Here is a 23,483-nt window from a genome sequence, read left to right as displayed (position 1 = left end):
TAAGTGGGATAGTGTGGGGAAGAAAATCTGTTCATGGTGTATCACTAGTGGGTTGTTGGTAACAGGGAGGTGTCTACAGGTGTGGGCTCGACAGATGTGTTAGCAGGCCTGGACATTGGATCCTCGCAAGTTCGGGTTATAGTGGCGGAGACAGTGGAAAACCGGGTAGAAAGAATTTTGGGTGTAGGTGCAGTGCCAGCGCAGGGCGTAAAACGTGGTGCGATTGTGAATGTAGATCAGGTGGTTGATTCTATCGGAAGGGCTTGCGATGATGTATCGGCCCAAATCGGGATTCGCCCACAGAGCGTTTATGTAGGAGTTCATACCGCTCAAATCACATTGTTGGATAGTCATGGTGTGGTAGGGGTTGGCAACGAGGGTCAGGAGATTACAGCGGACGATGTGGATCGTGTTCTCAGGGCAGCCGAGGTTGTCGCCCTCCCTCCGGAGCGAACTATTCTTAGTGTGCAGCCGAAGCAATTCATTGTGGATGGATTGGATGAGATAGAGTCGCCCCATGGTATGATGGGTGTTCGTTTAGAGGTCGATGCTTTATTGGTAACCGCTTCCAAACAAAAAATGCAGAATTTATTTCGGTGTGTAGAAAGGGCCGGCCTTAGGGTGCGGGGTGGAATTTTTTTCCCCTTAGCGGAGGGGGCGTTTTGTCTGACGGAGGAGGAGCGTTTCCAGGGGGTGCTCCTGATCAATTTGGGTGGTGGGGTGACAACTGTTACGATTTTTGAACGGGGTCACTTGGCGGCCGTGGCTGTGTTACCCTTGGGGGCAGAGTACGTAACCAATGATATAGCGATTGGTCTGCGGGTATCCTCTGGGGTGGCGGAGGAAATCAAACGTAAGTATGCTGTCTCTAGTCGTGAGTATGCTTCCCATAAGGATTTCTTTTTTGTTAGGTCTGAGGGGGCAGAGGAAGATCAAAAGGTGACACTGCAGGATCTGGCCCGTATTGTGGAGCCTCGGATGGAGGAAACCTTTCAGCTGATTCGGGAGCACGTGCAGGGGCTAGGTTTTTGTCCGAATCCACCTGGGGGTTGCGTGATCACGGGCGGGGGGGCTGCCCTGTCTCATGTTGCCCATACGGCCCAACGGCAGTTGGGGACTACAGTACGGATTGCCGTGCCACCGGGGGCGGGCTCGCAGAATTCGTCCCGTTTAGGTTGTGTCAGCATGGTGTATTGGTTGCAGAGATACCCCGAGCTGTGGACAGATATTCGCCAGGATCCGGTCGTGGCGGTTGGGGGTTCGCAGAAGTCTCTATTGACAAAATATACAGAACCTAATAAACAGCAGCGTAATTCACCATTACGGCGTGTACGCAATTGGTTGAGCGAGTTCATGTAACCCGTATCCAACCCGTTTTGTCCTTTTCGCAACAGGACAACTCATGAAAACAAGGGGGGAACCTAGGGATGCTCAATCTTATGCTAGACCCAGAGCGGATTGCATGTATCAAGGTGATTGGCGTGGGCGGCGGAGGGAGCAATGCAGTTGATCGGATGATTGAAAGCGGTGTGCAGGGTGTAGAGTTCATTTGTACCAACACGGATGCTCAGGCACTCAATGCCTCGAAGGCCACCCATCGTGTTCAGATTGGTGAAAAATTGACCAAGGGTTTGGGTGCCGGCGCAAAACCCGAGGTTGGTAAGAAGGCTGCGGAGGAAAGCCGGGAGCAGTTGCAGAGCGTGTTGCAGGGTGCCGATATGGTTTTTGTAACTGCAGGTATGGGAGGGGGGACAGGAACGGGTGCGGCGCCGGAAATAGCTACCCTGGCTCGTGAGCTGGGTATTTTAACGGTAGGCGTTGTGACGAAACCCTTTACCTTCGAGGGGAAGAAGCGTTCTGCGCAGGCTGATCAGGGTGTATCCCAACTAAAGGATAATGTGGATACACTGATTGTGATTCGCAATGATCGATTATTAGAAATCATTGATAAGAATACTCCTATGGTAGAAGCTTTTTGCGAGGCCGATAATGTTTTATGCCAGGCGGTACAGGGGATCTCGGATTTGATTACGGAGAAGGGGCTCATCAATCTCGATTTCGCTGATGTGCGCACCATCATGACAGAGCGTGGCTCGGCTCTGATGGGTATAGGTTCTGCGTCAGGGGAAAATCGTGCGGTTGAGGCGGCAAAGAAGGCTACTTGCAGCCCGCTCCTAGAGACCTCGATCAATGGTGCACGGGGTGTTTTGATGAATATACGTGGCGGTCCCAATACGAGCCTTTACGAGGTTCACGAGGCAGCTGAGGTGGTTTCTGCGGCGGCAGCACCTGAGGTGAATATGATTTTTGGTGCCGTTATTGATGAGGATCTTAAGGATGAAATCTCCGTTACGGTTATCGCCACGGGTTTTGACCAGAAACATCAGGAAGGTAACCTATCAAAATCAAAGACAAAGCCCCTTTTCCAACGCGAATTGCGTTCGACGACAGGTGATGATTTCAATCCCAGTGGCCGGCCAACGGAACGTGTGGCTACAGCGGAGTCCTTGTCTTCGTCACAACGTGATTATCCTGACTATGATAGTAAGGTACTTGAAGTACCCACTTTTTTGCGAAACAAATATGGCAACAGAAATAGATGAATCCGCCTATCCATTTTTCTGGATAGGCGGATCCCTTTCCGGATTCCCCAAGGAGGTGGGTTCATCGGTCCCCCTTCATTATTCCCTCCCCCCATTTATGAGGAAGTGAAGAGGTACAATGAATGGGGGGCGAATCTGGTAAGCATAGGGAACCAATAGGGGTGATTCTTTGTGGAAGCTGCGGGGATGGTTTCTTGGGGATAGCGGGGGGGATATCCGTTTCCCTTGTGCAACAGGGGTTCCTGCGTGCGTATTCCCTTACTTGTTCGTATGCTATCATTCGGGAGGGTGGGTAGCTTTCGGTGATAGGTTTTGGTGGTGGAATTTGTGGTGGTTCGTTATGGTTTTTGGATGACAAATAAAATACATTGGCTAGTAGGAAACCTAGGATGATAAAGAGTAATCGGCTGTTTGTGTCCTTCGTAGATTTTTTTTTTCATGGTGCGGCCTCTCTTCCCGACAGGGATGGGATTCGGAACCGCGGACTTGGGTATAGCGCGTGTTTTCTTCACAATTCCCCGTAGGGGAATACGCAAGGTCTTCCATGGGGAATTGTTATTATATGCTAAATATTTATAAAGGTACTGTATTTATTAAAATATTTATTGTTAAATTACAAATATTTGTATTGAAAATATAATTAAATTAATATTAATAATATAATTAATGAGTATAGTTGCGGCAATAACGATGGATGGTAACGCAGGTGGGGGCGTATCGTTCGGTCGTTTATGCCGATATGGACTGAATATGGTGCATGTTTTTCTTCACATTCCACCATAGGGGAATCCTGTAGGGTTCCTCTATGGTGAGTTTATTATATGCTAAATATTTATAAAGGTACTGTATTTATTAAAATATTTATTGTTAAATTACAAATATTTGTATTGAAAATATAATTAAATTAATATTAATAATATAATCAATGAGTATAGTTGCGGCAATACGATGGATGATAACGCAGGTGGGGGGGCGTATCGTTTGGTCGTTTATGCCGATTTGGTGTTTTTCATGAACATGGTTTTCGATATGGGTCTCCTATGGATTATTGTAACCCTGTCACCACGGCCGGGCCAATGGAGTTGCTATCGTCTACTGGGGGCAGCTTTGCTGGGGGGAGTGTATACGATCCCCTGTTTTGGGTTGGGGATTTCCGGTTCCTACAGTTTAACAGGGAAGGTATTGGTCTCCTTAGGCATGGTTTGTTTGGCATTTGGACGGATGTCATGGGTTGGGTATGGTTTTGCTCTGGCTCTTTTTTATTTGATTTGTTTTGTTATTTTTGGAATAGGGATGGCTATCCATTATGCTTCCCTCCCACAGGTAACCGATGCGGAAACAACTTCCCCGTATGGATCGTTTGGGGCTTGGTTGGCGATACTAATCCTTTTTCCCCTTGTTGGATGGTATGGTCGTCGTTTTCTTTCCTCCCTACGTGAGGTGCAAAGTTTGCGGACATGGTTGTTTCCCCTGCGTGTCCGAATTTTGGGTTGTACGGTTCATTGTACGGGTTTTCTTGATACCGGTAACCGTCTCTTGGATCCCCTTTCTCGCGTTCCTGTTTTGATTATGGAGGCTCATTTGTGGAGGGATCATTTGCCGGCTACATTGCGATCTGCTATTGATAGTCCGGTGGATTCCCGTCCTTGGTCGGGTACAGGTGATCTAGGGAACGGTTCTCTTCGTTGGATCCCCTATCGTACCGTTGGGCATGGGATACAGTGGATGGTTGCCGTGGTGCCCGAGAGTGTGGGGATCCAGAAGGATGGTCGTTGGTATAATGTGTCGAATGTGCTCATAGGAATGGATAGGACGCACCTAGCTTCGGATGGTACGTACCAGGCAATTCTCCCACCATCTGTATTGATGGAACGGGATTAATCTTCCGCATAGGGGGACGATATTGCATGGTGGAAAAGTGGCGAAGGTTTTTCCAGGTTGTTCTCTTGAGGTGGCTTGTGTACGCGCGGGGCACGGTTCGCGAGGTGCATTATATTGGAGGTAGTGAGACCCTCCCACCGCCCCTCAAACGCGAGGAAGAAGAGGAATTACTAGCCCAATTGCCTTCTGGGGTTTCCCTGGTGCGGTCGCTTTTGATTGAACGGAATCTGCGGTTGGTTGTGTATATAGCGCGTAAATTTGAAAATACGGGTATCCATATTGAGGATCTCGTTTCAACAGGTACGATTGGGCTGATCAAGGCCGTCAATACCTTTGACCCTAGTAAGAAAATAAAGCTAGCCACGTATGCTTCGAGATGTATTGAGAACGAGATTCTGATGTTTCTGCGTCGTAATAACAAAATTCGTTCCGAGGTTTCCTTCGATGAACCCTTAAACATTGATTGGGATGGTAATGAGTTGTTGCTTTCTGATGTCTTGGGTACGGAGAATGATACGATCTATCGAGATATCGAGGACCAGGTGGATAAGCAGGTGTTGCGCATGGCCCTTAATACACTTTCTGATCGCGAACGCAAGATTGTGATCCTCCGTTTTGGTTTGGGAGGGGGGGAGGAGAAAACACAGAAGGACGTAGCGGATCTGTTGGGGATTTCTCAGTCCTACATTTCTCGTCTAGAAAAGAAGATCATTCGACGTTTGCGTAAGGAATTCAATAAGATGGGCGGTCTGCATTAGGGAGACGGGATGATTGGTTATGAATAGTTTAAATAAAATAAGTATTGAAATAATAATATCAACATATACGGATACATAGGGATAGGGACAGCCGTAAATTCAGTATGTGGGGCCAGACGGAGACACAAGGGTGATAACCCCCCTGTTCGCGATGGGGGTGCTCCTTCCTTGGAGGGGTTTATAAGGGACAGGGGAATGGTAAAGGAGGGGTTTATTCTGGGTGGGGAATGGATGATGGAGAACAATTGGGGTTGAATTTATGGGATTGAATGGGGAGAAAGCAATGCGAGTTTCTGACCTGCAGACCAAAGATGTAGTCAATGTGGCGGATGGAAGCATTTTGGGGCAGGTGTGTGACGTGGAGTTGCTTTTACCCAGTGGTCGTGTGCAGGCTTTGGTAGTACCGGGTGCTATGCGTTGGTTTGGTTTGCGGATGGCGGGTTCACCCCTGGTGATCCCATGGCAGCAGATCGAGCAGGTGGGCTCGGATGTAATCTTGGTTCGTTTGGATCCTGATCGAGGGGATTCGGTGGCTGGTGTGGATCACTCTGCCATACGTCCCCTTCCGATTCATCGTCACAGGGGGAAGGGGGGAACAGATTGAGCATCCATTGTGGGGGTTTACCTTTGGGGTTATGTCCCTGAGGGTGTACACTAGGCTGGGTGCAAAAGGGGATGGTGGAGGATGATCTGGAACTAGCTGGTAAGTGGACATGGGCTTCCCAACCACTCTAGTGTTGCTGTGATGTTTAGGTAGTGAAGCAGTTAAGGAATGGAGAGGATATAGTATCCGTAGGATGAGAATCGAGGATATCAATGCAGGGGAATCCACTGTAGGACCTATCGAAGAGGTGCAGTTCATGTTGTCCAATCAGGGGATGAGGGTTCACCACCTCTCAGGGACAGAGCTATAGGAGATAGGGTCCCCATCCTACTGCTTGGTTGATATGTGAAAGGAGGGTAAATGCCGATGGACACAGGGGGAACGAATTCGATTTATAGGTCCTCCAGAGCAGATTAGGAACCCAACGGAACACCTTAAGTTAGTGTTCCGTTAAGAGAGGGCAGGGAACAATACATCCTGTGTGCATGGGGGAACGGGTCGTAGTAGCGATGAGAATCCCTGTGACTAGGGTAGTAAAGGGTGGCTGGTGGTTGATCCGCTTAGGTCGGCAGAGATCACTTGCCCAAGGCGATTTCCCAGAGGTAGACAATGCCCGTCCAACCTTATCGGGCCGTGGTCAGAGCCAAACGAACGAGGGAACAAGCCAGTACCTACCCTTATGTGGGATCCCTCTACGGAAATTTTAGCGAGGTGGGCACCCAACTGGATTACAACACCACGCCACCTACCATCACGTATGAGTACATTAGAACCACGGCCCAAAACGATGTGATCTTAGCGATGATGACTGTGACTATGGGGCGGCGGCGGTGGTGTCCTCAGCGATGATGGCTGATGACTACCTTGGTTACCACCTAGATTGCCTAGGAGTTCCCGAATTTCAATGGGTGGCAACATTTGTCGTCGTTGTGGCAACATAAGACGACCATTATGGGAGGAAGTTGATGGTTGCTGCTGATGTTGTATTCCGGCGGAGGCGGTGGAAGTTGGTGGTTGCTGATGTCGTTGGCGATCCCGTGCTATATATGCATCTAGTTCCCTATTTACTCGTTCTGCGAGTGGTTGCTGCATTGGTGGGATGTTGGGGCGTGCCTGCTGCTGTATTGGTGGGATGTTGGGACGTGCCTGCTGCTGCATTGGTGGGATGTTGGGGCGTGCCTGCTGCTGTATTGGTGGGATGTTGGGACGTGCCTGCTGCTGCATTGGTGGGATGTTGGGACGTGCCTGCTGCTGCATTGGTGGGATGTTGGGACGTACCTGCTGCTGCATTGGTGGGATGTTGGGGCGTGCCTGCTGCTGTATTGGTGGGATGTTAGGGCGTGCCTGCTGCTGTATTGGTGGGATGTTAGGGCGTGCCTGTTGCTGCATTGGTGGGATGTTGGGACGTGCCTGCTGCTGCATTGGTGAGATGTTGGGGCGTGCCTGCTGCTGCATTGGTGGGATGTTAGGGCGTGCCTGCTGCTGCATTGGTGGGATGTTGGGTTGTAACCGTTCTTTTTGATAGAACGTTCCGGCCCCGGTGTTCATTTTGATCTTTCCTTTCTCCCTCCCCTTGTGTTTCTTCTTATATTCCCCTATGTGTTCCTTATTTTTATCGTAGTATTGCTTATCATATTCCTTCTTGCGTTCCTTATTTTTATCGCAATATTCCTTCTTATACTCCCCTATGCGTTCTTTATTTTTACCGTAGTATAGCTTATCATATTCCCTCTTGCGTTCCTTATTTTTCTCTCTGTATTGCTTATTACGTTCCTTATTTTTCTCTCTGTATTGCTTATCATGTTCCCTTTTTTGTCTCTTTATCCGTTCCTCCCTACTTTCATTAGATGGTCCTGGAATATCAGGGTCACTGAGATCTTCATAGTATGGGCTGGCAGGGCTAGAGTCATCGCTATCTTTATGGGATGGGCTGGCAGGGCTAGAGTCATCGCTATCTTTATGGGATGGGCTAGAATGATTAGATTTTCTCATGGAACACACATTATTATTTAATAATATTACAGAAAACAGGGGTAAAGAGCTGATAAAAAATATGGATGATATTTTTTTAAATTTTTTAATAAACACATCGTTCCTCCTAATTAGTGTCGTATTGGGGGTGGATAAAGATGTTAACGAATTCCTTATGAAACATTCTATAGGCCTGCGATCAAAATTCCCTTTACTACGTACCCCAATCCAAAGGTAAACTCTGGATTTTATTAACTCTGATCCAGGTTCAACAGGCGTAGGTTACAGGTTTTATCTTCAATACCATGCATTTATTATACTATTTCATATTAAATTTTTCAAATACTATGATATGTAAGGATGGTTGCGTTCTAAACACAGTATCCCCAAAAAAATAGATGATTTTAGGTATTCTCCAAGGTTCATTATACCAAGGGGTCATATTAGGGGAATAGAAGGGAGTTGAAGAGAACTTAAGGGGGAATTATCACTAGATTACCTGCGTTGACATCAGGAGTAGAGGCAGTGTACATGGATCGCGCTTCGGCATACGAAAATATCGTGAAAGAGATATTTGGGACAGCATAACCCCCTGTCTTCGATCACTTTCACATCATTCAAAACATGAGAGATCACACGCCCTTCCCCCTTCCTTACGACAAGCTTGGGCAACAGGGAATTCACAGCAGCTATAGACCAACGTTATTAGGGGATATGGTGAAAGATGATGATAAAAAGGACGTTTCTTACATACGAAAATAAACTAGTGATCCTCCTGCAGGAATTTCCCGATGCTATGGGCTTACACCCGCAACATGAACCCAACCTCATGGTTGGTACTTTCCAAGTCAATAGGACCATCGATAGCACCCGCTCTCTGTGCATACAATAACAACCCAACCTGAGCGGCTCCAGGGAAAGGGATAGGCAATCCTCGCTTACGCTACCAGGAAAATAAACCATATACCGAAGCCGCCCATAACAAACATGTACAGACAACCTGTTTCCCGCACACAAACCATGAATGAGAAGAACCATATGATGCGGGGGTATTACGTATAGTTCTGTGGGGGAATCGGGTGTGATATCGGGTCCATTCCACGAATCCCGGATAGGGGTAGTTCTTTCACAGTTAATGAAGAAAGGGATTTTCGGTCCTCCTGGAGCAAAGGGTAGTTATTTATAATAATAAATTAAAAAAATATTTATTTATTGTTACCATGCATTTTCATTTGAAATTACATTATGATGTTTGCTCCCCCTGGGTATACTGTGCGGTATCAAATTTTTGTTTGCGGGGGCGAAGAGGTTATCGTGCGAAATAAGGTTGAGATCTGTGGTGTGGATACCTCCATGCTGCCAGTGCTCAAGAACCAGGAAATGCGGCTTCTCTTCACTCAACTGCAGTCAGGGGAGATTTGGGCCCGGCAAAAATTGGTGCACGGAAATCTGCGGCTTGTTCTCAGTGTGATTCAACGTTTTCACAATCGGGGTGAGTCTGTAGATGATTTATTTCAGGTGGGTTGTATAGGGCTTATGAAGGCCATTGATAATTTTGATTTGAGCCAGAATGTCCGCTTTTCTACCTATGCCGTGCCGATGATCATTGGGGAGATACGTCGTTATTTACGGGATAATAATCCCATTCGGGTTTCCCGCTCCCTGCGGGATATTGCCTATAAGGCCCTGCAGATGAGGGATACATTGATGAATCTCCATGGGCGTGAGCCGACAGTAGCGGAAATTTCGGTTGCACTAGAGGTGGGAAAGGAGGAGGTTGTTTTTGCTCTTGATGCTATCCAGGATCCCATTTCTCTCTTTGAACCGGTCTATCAAGATGGGGGTGATCCCATCTTTGTGTTGGATCAATTGAGTGATGATAAAATCAAAGACGTTCAGTGGGTGGAAACGTTGGCGTTGAAAGAAGCTATGCGGCAGCTCAATGGGCGTGAACAAACCATTCTGTCGATGCGTTTCTTTGAGGGCAAAACCCAGATGGAAGTAGCGGAAGAAATTGGAATATCCCAAGCCCAAGTTTCTCGTTTGGAAAAGGCGGCTATTCATCAAATGTACAAGTTTGTTCACCACTAAGGAGGATTCCACTAGGGTAATCCTCCTTTTTGGGGGGATGGAACCGTTTTGTTGTTCCCTATCTCCCCATAGTTGTAAACGGGAATATGGATGATAAAGGGGTCCGGTTGCGGGACGGTGTGCCAAAAAATTGTTCAAGGGACGGAGTTGTTTGGTTCTTTGTAATCGGGTGCCAGGTGGTGGGTTACAAACCATTTGGTTTGTGTTATCGGGGTGGAATGCCTTGGTTTGTGGCCGATTCGGGAAAAAGGAGGACAAGGTTCCCCGCCCCGATGTGCGTTCGGCAAGTGTATAAGCGATGAAATGGGTCTTTCGGGGCCCGGCTGGTAGGTAGGCAGATTTTTCATCATCTAACGCTGCTGGTGTGGAAAAATCCCGGTAGTGAACGGTTTAGGAAAAGGCGGGGCATGACTTTGTCCGATGGGCGATTAGCATAAGCGAACCGGTCGATGATGCATCGAAACGGGCCATTCATGTCGAAACCAGAGGGTAAAAGGATTCCTATCCTGGGACCAAGTCGGGGAACCTATTTTCCTTCCCTAGCAACGTGCGGTGTACAGATGAAATGAACTCAACCCAGGCTTTTCCGTGCAACTTGGGAACCTGTCGTGCATATAGACGCCTAGTGGCTGATTGTTGCCAGGACGTAAAAGCCAAGGGATATCGGTGGGGAGCCCTGCACACGGGGGCGGATTGATTCGCAGTAGCTAGGGAAGCTCCGTAATGGGCCAAGGGGTTGACCGGACTGGGTCTGGAAAGATCAAGTGGAAAACGAGGAATCACACCGATCCTGCAGTCCACACAACCATCATAGTGGACACACGTTGTGCACCGTTGATTTTGCGGGGTGAGAGAAGGGGCCGGATCACACGAGAGTGTTGGGTCCGGTTCCGTGAGAGGGGTTCGCGGTTGAAATACTGGATCTACTCGATGTCGCACAGATGCCTGGCATGGCCAAGGCGGTGATAAAAGCCAAAGCTAACCGAGGGCTCTCCGGGTACGAAATTGGATCATTCCATAGTGGCACTGATGAAACCCTTGTCATGGGGGCGGGGCGAGGGGAGGATCCATCCTAACGAGGACTGTAGGATAGCGTTAGGGAGCACAACCCACTTGTAGTTTTGTGTGTCACGTCGCGCCCTATGAGGGATATAGGGGGCCTCCTGAAAACCGTCGCAGGTTTCAAACGGGGCCCAGGGTTATCGTTGTAAGGAGCAAAGACGGTGAGCGTTCCGGGAAAGAGCAGGACGAAAGATTCCTGTCCGGTATGAGTCAGGAAGATCAGTAAGGCAAACCCATTGGGGAAGGCGTCGAGAGGCGTAGTCGATGTCGAAATAGGGAAACCTATCCTTAGGAACGGAGTGGGGGGTGAACTATACTACCTACTGTTCTGGCGTCTGGCGGTATCCGGCGCATAGGGGGGACCCCATAGGGAACCACGGGGGATTCGGATATTTGATCTAACCGCCCAGGTGTAAAAAAGGGCTAGGAAGAGAGTACCCTTCAAGGGGAACCTGTGAATGGGGTCGAATCAAAACCCAAGTAGTGTTGAAACCCTTGTCATGGGGGTGGAGCAGAGGGGTTGAATGTCCATCCCGGTTCAGCTAACGCACCATTTGAAATAATTTGAAATAAGGGGATGATTGTAGGTTGGATTAAGCAATATCGGATTGTAATCCGTCCAGGGGAAATATCGGGGAATATTGGATGCATGGTTCTGGGTTGAGCGTAATGGTGGGACCGAGTGGATGCAGAGTTTTATTTTTTGCCTAGGGTTAGGAGGGTGGAAATCCCGAAACCAGGTGGGGGAAGGGACGACCCCCAGAATATCCACAATGGGGGATAGTTCGTAAGGTAACCAACTCGTTCCCGCTTTGTCTCTGATTCCCGCGGATGCCGCTTGTGGAAGTCTTCCTTGGATGTGGTGGGTTGGGTAGGAAACTCTGCAAATCGAAGAAGAGGGATGGCTAAGCGGGGGAAGGAAATAAAGGAGCATGTGAGGTAGGGAATTGCATGAGATGACGGAAAGGTCCCATCCAATAGTAAGGGGCTGGGCTGACTACTATGGTGCCTTTGGTCCCTCACGTCTAAGGAAAGTCCTATGCAGTTTCAATGGGGATGTCCCGGGAGGACCCAATTATGATTCACCTTTGCCAAAAATGGGAACGATTGCGTGGCTCATCGTACCACCCACATTACGGAGTAATGGAATGGGGAAATCAATTGTTTCACCGAAAGGGTTCGCTGTCATCCAACCCTGGGTTTTAAAACATAGGCGAAAAGCAACAGGAGAAAACCATGCGAATGGCTGGCTAATTATATAATAATATAATTAATAATAATGCTATATATCCGGTTTGTATTTTCCTTTTTACCTAATTATATGCGATTGTAGTTATCGTGAATTTTATAATTTATATTCTTCATTAAAAATATCATTGGTTAGAAAATACCCTCGGGGTGTGATTCGTGGGCAAGGATAAGGAACCTAAAATTACCTATTTTTGAGGATGACACCGTATTTGGGATGCAACCGAGGTGGGATAAGGTCAGGGCCCAAATGTATTTTTATTTTGTAATATAATAAAAATATTGTTAATATGAATCAATGAAGGAATTTCTAAAGATGGGGGAGGAAATCCCCCCTAAAAACTTTGTTCCAGAATTCACATCCAGGACAGAGGGGTTGCCCAAATATTGCAATACAGGTATGCGGATTCGATTTCCCTTTTGATTATGAATCATAAAAAAATAGGACTCCCTCTGGTTTCCCCTATTCTGTAATCATTAAGGTCCGGAGATCCATTACGGAAAGAAAGTGGGTTTTTACCCAATCCATCTTGAGAATTCAGAATTGGGAAAGAGGTCATTTGATGATGTTTTGAACCCTGAATCTGGTCCAAAGCCCTGGGTGGGATAGCACACTAGATCTGGGGCCCACATAACAACCCTCGAGATCCTGGTCTGTTATGGGAGTAACCGCGGGTAGTTTCGCGAGTACAGTATGGGGGATGGCATCTGATTTCTCCCTATTATGTGGGATAGTACCTTCCCTCCATTGTTGGCATATGTTGATGAAACCTCGATTCCCAGGTCCCTTCCGTATTACCGCTGCACATTCCTTTGGGTGTAATTTTTAGAATTATTGGTTAGAATTATCGGATTGATTGTGTCGAGGTCTTTTCTCGCCCGGATAGGATTGTTCGTGGATATTCCTATTGGTTCTATCATATACCGATATATTTTTTTGTAATTTATATATAATAAATGATTAGTAATAAAGTATTTTTTACGGAATTGTGCTGGTGCAGATTATAATAGTGAATCACCCTTGTCAACTATAACGTTTTGCATTTTACCATACATAATCATATAAATTATAAAAATAAAAATAGGTAAATACGGGGGGAGGATAGCCTCGTTTTTGCACTATCTATGGCTGTTCCGTAAGCTGTATAAGCGATGAGGGTTGTGATGGGTTTCTCAGGAACTGGATGGTAGGTAAAAGGCTGGATGCTGCTGGGCTGGAAACATCCTGGTGGTGGGTGGTTTAGAAAGAAGCGGGACCATAGCTTCGTCTGATGGTGGTTGAGGGAAATCGGGAGTGAACGGGTCGATTTCATATTGAAAAGAATAGTTCATGACAGAACCGTGGTGTAGCATGGCACGGTGGGGGAAGTGACGGAGGAAAACCTAAATCATAGTTGATGTCAAAAATGATGATGGGAGGGTCCGCTCCCTCTAGCGTGGGTCCCGTGCAAGTTCTACGTATGGCAATGGAACAAAAGAACCTGTCGTGTGGAACAGGTAGCTGAATGTCATTGATTAGAGTCAGTGTTCGAAGCAGGGAATTGTGTGGGGACATGGGACCTGAGCTGCTGGGCAGGATAGTATGATGGATGATGTCAGGGCATTCCAGCGGGGGAATTGGTAGGAACGGATCCTTCCGCTGTGGGCAACCCAGTGTCTGTTGCCGCGCACAGGGGCGGATTTGTCTGTAGTAACGGGGGGATCCTTGTAATGAGAATAGGATTCAGGGGACAGATTTTGGAGGATTATCGGATTCCCAAAGGGACATTCCTATCACCAAGTGTCGTGTCGTTTTCTAATTAAGGGATGGGGGAGTCCCCCAAAAATCGGCAGGTGGTACTCAGGTTTTGGATCGACCCGAGCTGCTGTTGTAAAGAGTAATGGTGGTGATCATCCTGGGAAAAGGCGGGGTGAAGGATTCCTGTTCGTTGTAAGTTAGGGGGATTTGTGAGGCGAATTAGTGGGGGAAGCATCGAAAAGCTCAGTCGATGTCGGAACAAGGGACCTATCCTTGGGGTGAAGCCATGGGGAATGCGAATCATCTATCGTTCTGGCAGCATCCGGTGTACAGAGGAAAATAACCCTGAGAACAGGGTCGAATCAATCCATAGTAGTGATGAAACCCTTGTGATATGGACGGGGCGAAGGGGTTGAATGGTCCAGCCGGGGTTAGCCCACGCACAATACAGAACACAAGCGGGGGGATACAGGAAACGTAACACTGGACTGGTGGGTTCCGAATGGGCCAAATCCTATGGAACCAATTGGGGGCCGCATAATGTGAGAATAGTGCATGTGGTTCTGTGGGAGGGTTGGTTGAGATGTCAGACCTCCCCGACAGCAATAATATCTTAGAATCAGAATACAGGTAATTTTTATAATAAAATCAGTTAGAGAATTGGGGTACAGGATATGGGGTTTAGGATTTATGTACATAGGGAATTGTTATGTAGTTTATTTTTACATAAATAAATATAACTAGATGGGGGGTAAGGAACTTCGTATGAGGGGGACAACAATCTGCGCGGTGCGTCATAAAGGCCGCGGGGCGATGGCGGGGGATGGCCAGGTCACCTTTAGTGAGCAGCTAATTCTAAAGCATCAGGCTAACAAGGTACGTAGGTTGCATAAGAATCGTGTGGTGGCTGGATTTGCTGGTTCGGTAGCTGATGCGTTCACTTTATTTGAAACATTTGAGGTGCAGTTGGAACAGCATCAGGGGCACCTACTCCGCTCCGCTGTTCATTTAGCAAAAAAATGGCGTTCTGATCGTGCGTTGCGTCGTTTGGAGGCCATGTTGATTGCGATGGATAGTGAGGATATGCTTCTGGTTTCCGGGGGTGGGGAGGTAATTAAACCTGATGATGACGTATTGGCGATTGGTTCGGGTGGTGGATACGCAATGGTGGCAGCACGGGCCTTGAAACGATATGCAGGGCAATTGGAGGCATCCGTTATGGCAAAGGAAGCATTACTGCTTGCCAGTTCTATTTGCGTTTATACCAATGATTCGATTGTGGTAGAGGAGGTTGACAATGGCAACAAGGGAACTATCGAGCGCTGATACTTGGACGCCACGGGAAATCGTAAATCAGTTGGATCAGTATATTGTAGGGCAGGCGGCTGCGAAGAGATCGGTGGCTATTGCCTTAAGGAATCGATATCGCCGTTCGCAATTGCAAACGGAATGGCAGGAGGAGGTGACTCCTAAAAATATTTTGATGATTGGACCTACTGGGGTAGGAAAAACGGAAATTGCGCGTCGTTTGGCACATCTTGTTCGAGCACCCTTCCTTAAGGTCGAGGCAACAAAGTTCACCGAGGTAGGTTATGTAGGACGTGATGTGGAGTCGATGATCCGTGATTTGGTGGAGATTTCCATCCGGATGATAAGGGTGGAGAGAATGAAGGCTGTGAGGGAGGAGGCTAGCAAACTTGTGGAGGATAAGCTTCTAACCTTATTGGTTCCTGATAAGTCGCCCAAGGAGGGTACAAATCCCTTTGCGTCCTTGTTTTTTGGGGGTTCCCCCTCTGAATCGGTGGATGATGATGAAAAGCAGATACAGGAAGAGGAAATACGAGAGGCCAGGGAACAAAAGAAAAAACCCTTGTTGGCTGGGGAATTGGAGGGGGAGATTGTGGAAATTGATGTAGAGGATACTTCCCCTGTGGTACCCATGCCCGATCTGTTGGCCGGTTTTAGTGGGGACCTCTGGGGTACGCAAATGTACGATATGTTGCAAACCTTTTTGCCGCGTCGGACGAAAAAATTGCGTCTTCCTGTGAGAGAGGCACGTGAGGTACTGATTCAGCAGGAGGGACAAAAGCTAATTGACAATGAACAAACGGTTCGGGAAGCCTTACATCATACAGAGCAATTGGGTATGATCTTTCTTGATGAGATTGATAAGATTGCAGGCAAGGATCGTCAGGGTCCTGACGTATCGCGTGATGGTGTACAGCGTGATATTTTGCCTATTGTGGAAGGATCCACAGTGATGACAAAATATGGTCCCGTCAAAACAGATCACATTCTGTTTATCGCTGCGGGTGCGTTTCACGTTGTCAAACCTTCTGATTTAATTCCTGAATTGCAGGGTAGATTTCCTATACGGGTGGAATTGCATGATTTACGTGCCGATGATTTTGTTCGTATCCTTACGGAACCACAAAATGCATTGATAAAGCAATATACTGTGTTGTTGGAAACGGAACGCGTATCGATCCATTTTACAGAGGGGGCCATTTGTGAGTTAGCTGATTTGGCTGAACAGGTCAACCGCAATACGGAAAATATAGGGGCGCGACGTTTGTCTACCCTGTTGGAACGTCTCTTGGAGGATTATTCCTTCGAAGCCCCTGAATTGGGGGACAAGGAAATAGAGATTACGGCTGATTATGTACGGGAACGGTTGGCGGATGTTGCAGGGGATCAGAATATTAGTCATTACGTTCTATAGGTATTTTATATATAATATTAATATATATAAAAATTAAACCTGTTTATGTGTTTATTCTTCTCTGTATGTCGTCAGGTGTCCCCCATTCTCGTAGTTCTATCGAACTGCTGAAGGGGGAACCTTGGTATGCTTTTTATAGGAGTAGGTTTGGTCCTCCTAAGTTATAGGCATCTTGGCAATAATTATTTTGTTCTATGGACGGTAGGGCCAAAAGGGCAGTATTCCGTTGGGGGTGTGAATTTCTGAACAGGGTTTTTGGGGGGGATTTCCCCCCATTCTGGGTGCTTCCTCCATGGATTACTATATAAAATACATTTATTATATTAAAATTAGGAAACGTATGTTTTGGTTTTCTAACTTTGTCCTCTCTTTTTTTACCCATTCACTATTAGTGCCTGGACCATCCCGATTCGTTAAAATGGGGATCTTGGCCGCATATCGGACCTGGGGGTTCAGTCTCGGGAGTGGGGATAGGCAACTCACCCCCTATCAGGTAATAAGGGGTTGTTGATATGAAGACAGAACTAAATTTCCCGGGGCCCCCCCTTTTTCGGACGAAGTGAAAATCGTGAAAATAGGGAAATTGGGAACCACAAAATCAGATAAAATGAGTTATATTCTAGAGTCCATTGTCAACCGTCCATTCCCGGGAATCAGGTATTCCTGTGAGGATTCGGGAAACCTGGGGCCCCACCTAACTCATCCTTACAATCCAGAATTAGGAAAAAACCACCCAAGGATATTTCAGGTCCGAAGTTTGGCCAAGAGCCGTTTTTCCCTATGTACATAGTCAGGCCCCCGTGGGAATAGATTGATTGCAGACATCATATCGCGAATGGACGATAAAGGGGATCCAATCTTATGGGGATCATATTTCTTTTGTGGCAACGTGGGGGAAGGACAGGGTATGGGTGGATTTCCCGCATCTTCCTTATAATTGTCGTGGCTCTTGTGATTGCATTATTTCCCCATAGGACATGGGGGCAGAAAGAGTCTGTACCACAGACGAAAGCTTGGGGTCGTGAAATTCCCCTTAGTGCCAAGAGGGGACGTATCCTGGATCGTAGGGGATTTCCTTTGGTGGATAATGTACGTACCTACAATGTGGTTGCTATGCCTGTACAAGTAAGTCGACCGGGGGTAACCGCCCATACGCTAGCATCTATCTTGCGGGCTCCCGTGGGGAGAATAAAGGAACAGCTAACTCAACGAAGACCTTTGGTGTATTTGTTCCCCTGGGGGAGGCATATCCGACCCGAGCAGGAAAAGAAACTACGTTCTGTTCATCTGCCTGGGATTGTCCTCTTGGATGATACCCGGCGTATTTATCCCTACAAGCATCTGGCAGCGCATATTCTTGGCTTTATAGGCAAGAATCATCAGGGTTTGGCTGGTTTAGAACACACTTATGAGCATCATCTCCGGGGTAGAGATGGTTCTGTCCAATTCGCTCCTCCATTTCGATATGGGGTTTCCCCAGATAGGGGATCAGATCGCTTTTATCCCCCCCGTGATGGGGATGATTTGATAACCACCTTGGACCTGGTTATTCAACAAACGGTTGAAAAGGTTCTGGACCGGGCCATGGTCCAGTATCGGCCGGTTTCCGCCTGGGTACTCGTTATGAATCCTCGTGATGGGGCGGTATTGGCTATGGGAAATCGGCCTACCTTTGACCCCGAACAATATCATCAGGAAAAGGGGGAGGTATTATTCCGGAATTTACCCATTTGGAAAACCTATGAACCAGGCTCTACATTCAAAATTGTCACCTTGGCTGCTGCTTTAGAGGAGGGGAGGGTAAACCTGAAGGAGGGTTTTTTCGATCCGGGATTCACCCGGGTAGGAAAAACTCATTTGCATTGTTGGAAGGAAGGAGGCCATGGATGGCAAACATTCCTGGAGGTAATGGAAAATTCCTGCAATCCAGGCTCCATTGCGCTAGGGGAACGATTGGGTAAGAATGTGTTGTCGACTTATATTCAGCGGTTGGGATTTGGCAAAAAAACAGGGATAGACCTTCCAGGTGAGGCCAATGGCATTACTTTTCCAGCGGATCGTATGGAAGATGTGAGATTCGCAACCACTTCTTATGGGCAAGGCATTTCCGTAACATCCTTGCAACATGCTGCGGCGATTGCCAGTATGACCAACGGGGGTTGGAAAGTGACACCCCGTTTGTTACAGGGTTGGCGTAATCCTAGAAGGGATGTTCACCAGACGTCTTCTGTACCATACAAGCACCCTATACGCGTTGTTTCCGCCTCCACTTCACAACAAATTCGTTATGTACTTGAAAGTGTGGTGGCACGCGGTACAGGGCGACGTGCTTTTTTGGAGGGTTTTAGGGTAGGGGGCAAGACGGGAACAGCACAGCAGGTGGGGAAAGAGGGACGCTATCTGAAAAATAAAAATTCCATTGTTTCCTTTATTGGAATAGCACCCTCCGATGACCCACAATTACTGGTGTATGTGGCAGTGGATAGACCCCGGGGTGTTGAATCCCGAGGTGGTACGATCGCAGCCCCACTGTGTAGGGATATTTTGGCAGAATCTTTGCGTTATTTGCATGTTCCTCCACGTAAACAGCAAATTCCACCGGTGAAGGGGTGAAGAGGGTTTACCTCTATGATTCTATGGTCGTTGGGGTCTTTTTGGCCATGAACTGGGATCAAAATACTAGGTCGATCGATCCACCTGGGAAGATCTGTGGTTAAAGGCCCGTGTCTGGTTGAAAATTCCAGCCTGGTTGTTACTCCATTCCCTACTTGAAGGATTTTTCTATTGGGTTGCTGATTCTATTTCCGTGGTGGGAACTCCATTTTCCGATAAGGGGAGCCCGGTCCGGAGGAAAACGTTTGGTGCCCTTTGAGTCAGGATTTTGACCGGGGGCCTGATTGGATTCATAGGGGGCTTCCCTTACAAAATAATTAGGGGGGTCTTTTACAACCTTTCTTGGCCAACGTTGATGAATCATGGGGAGTTTATTCATCCAGAAAACAAATCCTAATTTATTTTTCTTACCTTATTTTTTATATATTATGGGAAACTTAGGGGGTCAGAGCGGCTATTATTCTATCCTTTGCGAATTTATTAAATGTTTTAATTATATATGTTATATATGCCATATGTGCCAAACGAATGTACGATTTTAAAAATGGTTACAATACACAAAAAGGGTGGGGGTATGGTTTCATTCCCATGAATGCGAAAAGGTGTGTGTTGTGACCATAACTTTAGTCATTATTGCCCTTATCCTCATTGTTCTGTTCTGTATTTGGTTCAGTTCTGTTCGTATTGAAGCAGATTTATATAAAGGTCCTAAGGCGGAAAGAGGTACGGTATCGATTCGGGCTATGTATGGCCTTATTAGGTATCAGATTAAATTAGATGAAATTGGATTTATTAATAAAAAAAAAGGATTTCTATGGTATGCAAGGATAAGGGAGACATTTCAATTGGATCATATGAAGAGGACGAAGAGGAAGGAGGAGAAGAGTGTAAGGATAGATGATAAAATAATACGCAAATCTATAAAGTTCCTCCAACAACTCATACTTTATTTACCTTTCGTACGATCCCTTATGGGGGCTTTTTTGGGGGTTGTCCGTTGTGAACACCTTGTTTGGAGGACCGAGATTGGTACTGGGGATGCTGCCGATTCGGGGTGGATCACAGCCCTCGTATGGATGGGTAAAACATGGACGATCCAGTGGTTGGTACGCAATGTACAATTTCTAGCCCCGCCCCAATTGGGAGTTCAGCCCTGTTTTACCCAGAAACGTTTTGTGGTTGAGATTCATGGTATCATTCATTTTCAGATTGGACATGCTATCCTTGCTGTGAAGTCCTTGTTTTTAAATAGGTTACGGGACATCATGCGTGAATCCCTTTATCACCAGCGGGGGTAACCCCAATTGGGAATGGGTATACGTTGGGGGAATACGAACCAGGGAGGAGCTCATGTGATGGGCCAACATCCGATTCAGGGATTGATGGAAACAGCCATGGAGAGCATCCGAGAGATGGTTGACGTCAATACGATCATTGGTGATTCTGTTGAAACACCTGATGGGCAAACTATCATTCCCGTTTCACGTGTAGGTTTTGGTTTTGCCGCTGGGGGAAGTGAGTTTTCCGCCTGTTCTATGCAAGATGCTAAAGGAGCTATGGTCCGTAAGGGTGGAGATGGGGGAATCCCCACCCATGGTGATGTTCCTAAGGATTATCCCTTTGGTGGGGGGAGTGGGGGTGGGGTTTCCATCACCCCGGTGGCCTTTCTTGTGGTGAACAGTGGTGGTCAGGTGCAACTCTTAAACCTTAAGGGGGGTCATCATCTCTATGACCGACTGATCGAAATGACACCTTCTCTGCTCGATAAAGTAAAGAACGCGATGCAAAAAAATGGTAGTGAGTCAGCAGATGGAGGGACGCAGAGCAATAATGGTGGGTAGCAACAACCCAACTCATCGCCGTCGTTCGGATGATGAGTGAAGTTTGCCTTTCGGATATTGTTACGAATCCCCTTCCCGATTCTGAAGAGGGATATGGATTTCATAGGGAAATATGGATAGTGCAACAGCGAAAGGGGTACCGATGTACCCTGCGTTGATTCCCCTGTAACTGGGGGGACCTTTCAACCGCATCCCGGAGTGTCGTGTAAATTCTCGTGGGGCCCCCTTGTATGTTCTGAGAGTTCCCGGTGACCCCGTAACCCTTTGTGGGGAGATTTGTTACCGTGTCTTGGGCAGAAAGTTCTGGTTGGTGGGGCATTTCTGGTACATAGTGACTGTTGTTCTGAAGAGTTACGAATCAGGGATAGGTATGGAGCATATTTTTTCCTGCTTGCATCATACATTTTGCCTTTCACAATAGGGATACCTTATGCTAAAACGATGGTTACAGAGAGAATATGAAAGGCGGAATACTCAGGGGGGTGAATGAGGATCACTGGGGGTGCCTTTTACACTGCAAAAAACCACAAAAAAGGGAGATAGAATCCCCCCGGTCCCCATCCTACACCATGATTTTTTTCTGGTAACAGCGGGGAAGGGGACATATATCGTTTGCTTATATCTATAGTTTGTGAGAATGGTGATGGGGAAGGAAATTTTATCGTATGGGTTGCAGTGGAATAGATTTTGCGATTACCGGTTTACGGGCATAGGCCGTTTCCACTGCGCGTTTTGCATTGATCTTCCCATAACCAAACCAGAGACTATGCCCCTCGGAATCGTAATCGCCACGATATTTTCCGCATAGATCAGGGGAGGTGTCCTTAATTTTATCCGCCGTCTCATGGAGAATCTTTTTTGCTTCCCGTGCCGAGAGGTGGGGATTTGTCGATAGAACAAGGGCTGCTATGCCTGCTACCAAGGGTGTGGCACTTGAGGTTCCACCAAATGTGCCTGTGTAATGGGAGGATGTAGCGTATCCACCGGGTTCACGATCCGTGGTCCAGATCCCCAACCCAGGAACATAGTCCCGATTGTAGGGGTTGGCATTGTTGCTGGGTGCGCAGCAATTGATTTCTTTTCCCCAGGAGGAGTAGGCGGCGCGTGTACCGAGGCTGGTAGTGGCTGCTACGGTGAAATTGGCGGGGTGGGCGGCGAATCCGTTTAGGATAGGACGTTCTATCCTAACAATTTCCTTGTTCTTGAGGTAGTAGTAATGATCCCCACTCAGGGGCAGGTTATCATTACCGGCGGCTACGCAAACGATGCAGCCCTTGCCGTCCGGTCCCCCTGATTGTTCTAATTGTCCAAATAATTCCGCTAATGAGGTGGGTATGGGTCGGTAGGAAGGCATAATGGGTCCCCAGCTGCAGGACAGAACGCGGGCATACCTGCCTACGGTTTGAAAGAGTGAGTATAGGGTGGCATCATCGATGCGGAGGGGCATGCGTACGGGCATCCAGGCACATCCGGGGGCTACCCCTACTGTTCCCCTTCCATTTTCCTCCGCGATAGCTACACCGGCACAGGCGGTACCGTGTCTTTCACTAGCCCGTTTGGCGCTCGGATCATTGGTATGATCTGCATAATCAAGGGGATGAATGATTTTTCCTTCACCCACTAGATCTGGATGTTGCAAATCGAAGCCATCGTCAATGGTCGAAACAACGATAGAACGGGATCCCCGTGTGATGTACCAGGCATCGGGGGCGTATACACCGGCCTCAGGTACGAGTTGGACGCGACGTTCAGGGGAGTGCAGATGCCATTGTCGGGGGAAAAGGGAATCGGTTGGGATGTGTTGATGATGGGTGGTGAGATTTTCGTAGATATTGGGTTCAGCATAGGACACTTCAGGTGATTCCTTCAATTCGCAGGAAAGTTCCACGACATCCCTGTCCGTTTCAACCTCAACTACCAGATGATGGATCTCTTCCCGCAAAACCTTGAGACGGAACTTTTCTACAATTCTCTCTCTTTCTACTACGGTAGTTTGGTTGGTGAAGGAAAGTAGGATGCAACGGGTGACATCGTAGGATGAGGCGGGATCCATGACGGATTGATAGGTGGGCTGAACGTGGATTGCTTCTTTCCCGATCCGTGAGAGTGTTGCAGAATCTCCCCCCTCTACAGTGTCCACAAGACAGGCGTCCTGGGATAAACGTTGGACGGACTGGACACCGGGTAGAGAGGCTAAATCGGTCATTGCCTTCGTACGGTTGGGAACTACAAAAAATCGGTCGGTGGCGGGTTGTACACTGATTCTCTTCCCACCCCGCAAAAGTTCAAGGTTTGCCATGTACAACACACCGGCCTTCCTAATTTTTATTTTTACAAAAATTATATTTTTA

Annotated in this window: 18 protein-coding genes; 15 read left to right on the top strand and 3 right to left on the bottom strand. The window is 47.4% G+C overall.

All coding sequences use genetic code 11. The features are described 5' to 3' along the window. Positions 1-69: 69 nt before the first annotated feature. From ftsA to PPRES148_RS09390, 7 genes are all read left to right on the top strand, one after another. Complete coding sequence (ftsA, locus tag PPRES148_RS09415) at positions 70-1,359, top strand: cell division protein FtsA (protein WP_149454393.1); 1,290 nt, start codon at positions 70-72, stop codon at positions 1,357-1,359. 68 nt (positions 1,360-1,427) lie between these two features. Further along, entirely contained in the window at positions 1,428-2,603 is a 1,176-nt protein-coding gene (gene ftsZ, locus PPRES148_RS09410; RefSeq protein WP_149454392.1) for a cell division protein FtsZ, read from the top strand. A gap of 122 nt (positions 2,604-2,725) precedes the next feature. Then, positions 2,726-2,899 (top strand): hypothetical protein, encoded by a 174-nt coding sequence (locus tag PPRES148_RS11995; protein WP_187820938.1) that lies wholly within the window; start codon positions 2,726-2,728, stop codon positions 2,897-2,899. A 685-nt stretch (positions 2,900-3,584) separates the two neighbouring features. Then, a complete protein-coding gene (locus PPRES148_RS09405) occupies positions 3,585-4,484 on the top strand; it encodes a sigma-E processing peptidase SpoIIGA (protein WP_223128032.1) in 900 nt (299 codons plus the stop codon). A 26-nt stretch (positions 4,485-4,510) separates the two neighbouring features. Next, positions 4,511-5,242, top strand: a complete 732-nt coding sequence (sigE, locus tag PPRES148_RS09400; protein ID WP_149454390.1) for an RNA polymerase sporulation sigma factor SigE — start codon at positions 4,511-4,513, stop codon at positions 5,240-5,242. Positions 5,243-5,525: 283 nt separating this feature from the next. Next, positions 5,526-5,846, top strand: coding sequence for a YlmC/YmxH family sporulation protein (locus PPRES148_RS09395; protein ID WP_149454389.1), 321 nt, complete (start codon positions 5,526-5,528; stop codon positions 5,844-5,846). 479 nt (positions 5,847-6,325) lie between these two features. After that, positions 6,326-6,553 carry a hypothetical protein gene (locus PPRES148_RS09390; RefSeq protein ID WP_149454388.1) on the top strand — a complete coding sequence of 76 codons (228 nt, stop codon included), beginning with the start codon at positions 6,326-6,328 and terminating at the stop codon, positions 6,551-6,553. An 88-nt stretch (positions 6,554-6,641) separates the two neighbouring features. Here PPRES148_RS09390 and PPRES148_RS09385 read toward each other — a convergent pair whose 3' ends face one another. Next, positions 6,642-7,838 (bottom strand): hypothetical protein, encoded by a 1,197-nt coding sequence (locus PPRES148_RS09385; RefSeq protein WP_149454387.1) that lies wholly within the window; start codon positions 7,836-7,838, stop codon positions 6,642-6,644. 781 nt (positions 7,839-8,619) lie between these two features. Then, complete coding sequence (locus tag PPRES148_RS13090; RefSeq protein ID WP_281290005.1) at positions 8,620-8,748, bottom strand: hypothetical protein; 129 nt, start codon at positions 8,746-8,748, stop codon at positions 8,620-8,622. A 380-nt stretch (positions 8,749-9,128) separates the two neighbouring features. On the opposite strand from PPRES148_RS13090, the gene sigG reads away from it, so the two are divergent. The 8 genes from sigG to ytfJ all read left to right on the top strand — a co-directional run bounded on the left by sigG (position 9,129) and on the right by ytfJ (position 21,132). Further along, positions 9,129-9,908, top strand: a complete 780-nt coding sequence (gene sigG / locus PPRES148_RS09380; RefSeq protein WP_149454407.1) for an RNA polymerase sporulation sigma factor SigG — start codon at positions 9,129-9,131, stop codon at positions 9,906-9,908. 2,018 nt (positions 9,909-11,926) lie between these two features. Then, positions 11,927-12,232 (top strand): hypothetical protein, encoded by a 306-nt coding sequence (locus tag PPRES148_RS09375; protein WP_149454386.1) that lies wholly within the window; start codon positions 11,927-11,929, stop codon positions 12,230-12,232. Between the two features lie 1,933 nt (positions 12,233-14,165). Beyond that, positions 14,166-14,372: a hypothetical protein gene (locus PPRES148_RS09370; protein WP_149454385.1), complete on the top strand. Its 207-nt coding sequence runs from the start codon at positions 14,166-14,168 to the stop codon at positions 14,370-14,372. A 349-nt stretch (positions 14,373-14,721) separates the two neighbouring features. Beyond that, positions 14,722-15,282 carry an ATP-dependent protease subunit HslV gene (gene hslV, locus PPRES148_RS09365; protein ID WP_149454384.1) on the top strand — a complete coding sequence of 187 codons (561 nt, stop codon included), beginning with the start codon at positions 14,722-14,724 and terminating at the stop codon, positions 15,280-15,282. Beyond that, positions 15,254-16,678 carry an ATP-dependent protease ATPase subunit HslU gene (gene hslU / locus PPRES148_RS09360; RefSeq protein ID WP_149454383.1) on the top strand — a complete coding sequence of 475 codons (1,425 nt, stop codon included), beginning with the start codon at positions 15,254-15,256 and terminating at the stop codon, positions 16,676-16,678. The genes hslV and hslU overlap by 29 nt, the downstream gene beginning before the upstream one ends. Before the next feature lie 861 nt (positions 16,679-17,539). Further along, on the top strand, positions 17,540-19,291 hold the full coding sequence (locus PPRES148_RS09355) for a peptidoglycan D,D-transpeptidase FtsI family protein (protein ID WP_149454382.1): 1,752 nt from the start codon (positions 17,540-17,542) through the stop codon (positions 19,289-19,291). Between the two features lie 611 nt (positions 19,292-19,902). Further along, on the top strand, positions 19,903-20,589 hold the full coding sequence (locus PPRES148_RS09350; protein WP_149454381.1) for a DUF2953 domain-containing protein: 687 nt from the start codon (positions 19,903-19,905) through the stop codon (positions 20,587-20,589). A 57-nt stretch (positions 20,590-20,646) separates the two neighbouring features. Next, positions 20,647-21,132: a GerW family sporulation protein gene (ytfJ, locus tag PPRES148_RS09345; protein ID WP_149454406.1), complete on the top strand. Its 486-nt coding sequence runs from the start codon at positions 20,647-20,649 to the stop codon at positions 21,130-21,132. Between the two features lie 658 nt (positions 21,133-21,790). Here the strand turns inward: ytfJ and PPRES148_RS09340 are convergent. Further along, positions 21,791-23,431 (bottom strand): S8 family serine peptidase, encoded by a 1,641-nt coding sequence (locus PPRES148_RS09340; RefSeq protein WP_149454380.1) that lies wholly within the window; start codon positions 23,429-23,431, stop codon positions 21,791-21,793. Positions 23,432-23,483: the final 52 nt, after the last annotated feature.

This window comes from Pasteuria penetrans (genome assembly GCF_900538055.1).
Taxonomy (GTDB): Bacteria; Bacillota; Bacilli; order Thermoactinomycetales; family Thermoactinomycetaceae; genus Pasteuria; species Pasteuria penetrans.
This window is presented reverse-complemented; position numbering and strand designations above follow the sequence as displayed.

Excerpts from the sequence above, each read along its gene's own strand:
- ftsZ (WP_149454392.1), top strand. The coding sequence starts at position 1,428 with ATGCTCAATCTTATGCTAGACCCAGAGCGGATTGCATGTATCAAGGTG.
- PPRES148_RS11995 (WP_187820938.1), top strand. The coding sequence starts at position 2,726 with ATGGGGGGCGAATCTGGTAAGCATAGGGAACCAATAGGGGTGATTCTT.
- sigE (WP_149454390.1), top strand. The coding sequence starts at position 4,511 with ATGGTGGAAAAGTGGCGAAGGTTTTTCCAGGTTGTTCTCTTGAGGTGG.
- PPRES148_RS09395 (WP_149454389.1), top strand. The coding sequence starts at position 5,526 with ATGCGAGTTTCTGACCTGCAGACCAAAGATGTAGTCAATGTGGCGGAT.
- PPRES148_RS09385 (WP_149454387.1), bottom strand. The coding sequence starts at position 7,838 with ATGAGAAAATCTAATCATTCTAGCCCATCCCATAAAGATAGCGATGAC.
- PPRES148_RS09375 (WP_149454386.1), top strand. The coding sequence starts at position 11,927 with ATGACGGAAAGGTCCCATCCAATAGTAAGGGGCTGGGCTGACTACTAT.
- hslV (WP_149454384.1), top strand. The coding sequence starts at position 14,722 with ATGAGGGGGACAACAATCTGCGCGGTGCGTCATAAAGGCCGCGGGGCG.
- hslU (WP_149454383.1), top strand. The coding sequence starts at position 15,254 with ATGGCAACAAGGGAACTATCGAGCGCTGATACTTGGACGCCACGGGAA.
- PPRES148_RS09355 (WP_149454382.1), top strand. The coding sequence starts at position 17,540 with ATGGGGATCATATTTCTTTTGTGGCAACGTGGGGGAAGGACAGGGTAT.
- ytfJ (WP_149454406.1), top strand. The coding sequence starts at position 20,647 with ATGGGCCAACATCCGATTCAGGGATTGATGGAAACAGCCATGGAGAGC.
- PPRES148_RS09340 (WP_149454380.1), bottom strand. The coding sequence starts at position 23,431 with ATGGCAAACCTTGAACTTTTGCGGGGTGGGAAGAGAATCAGTGTACAA.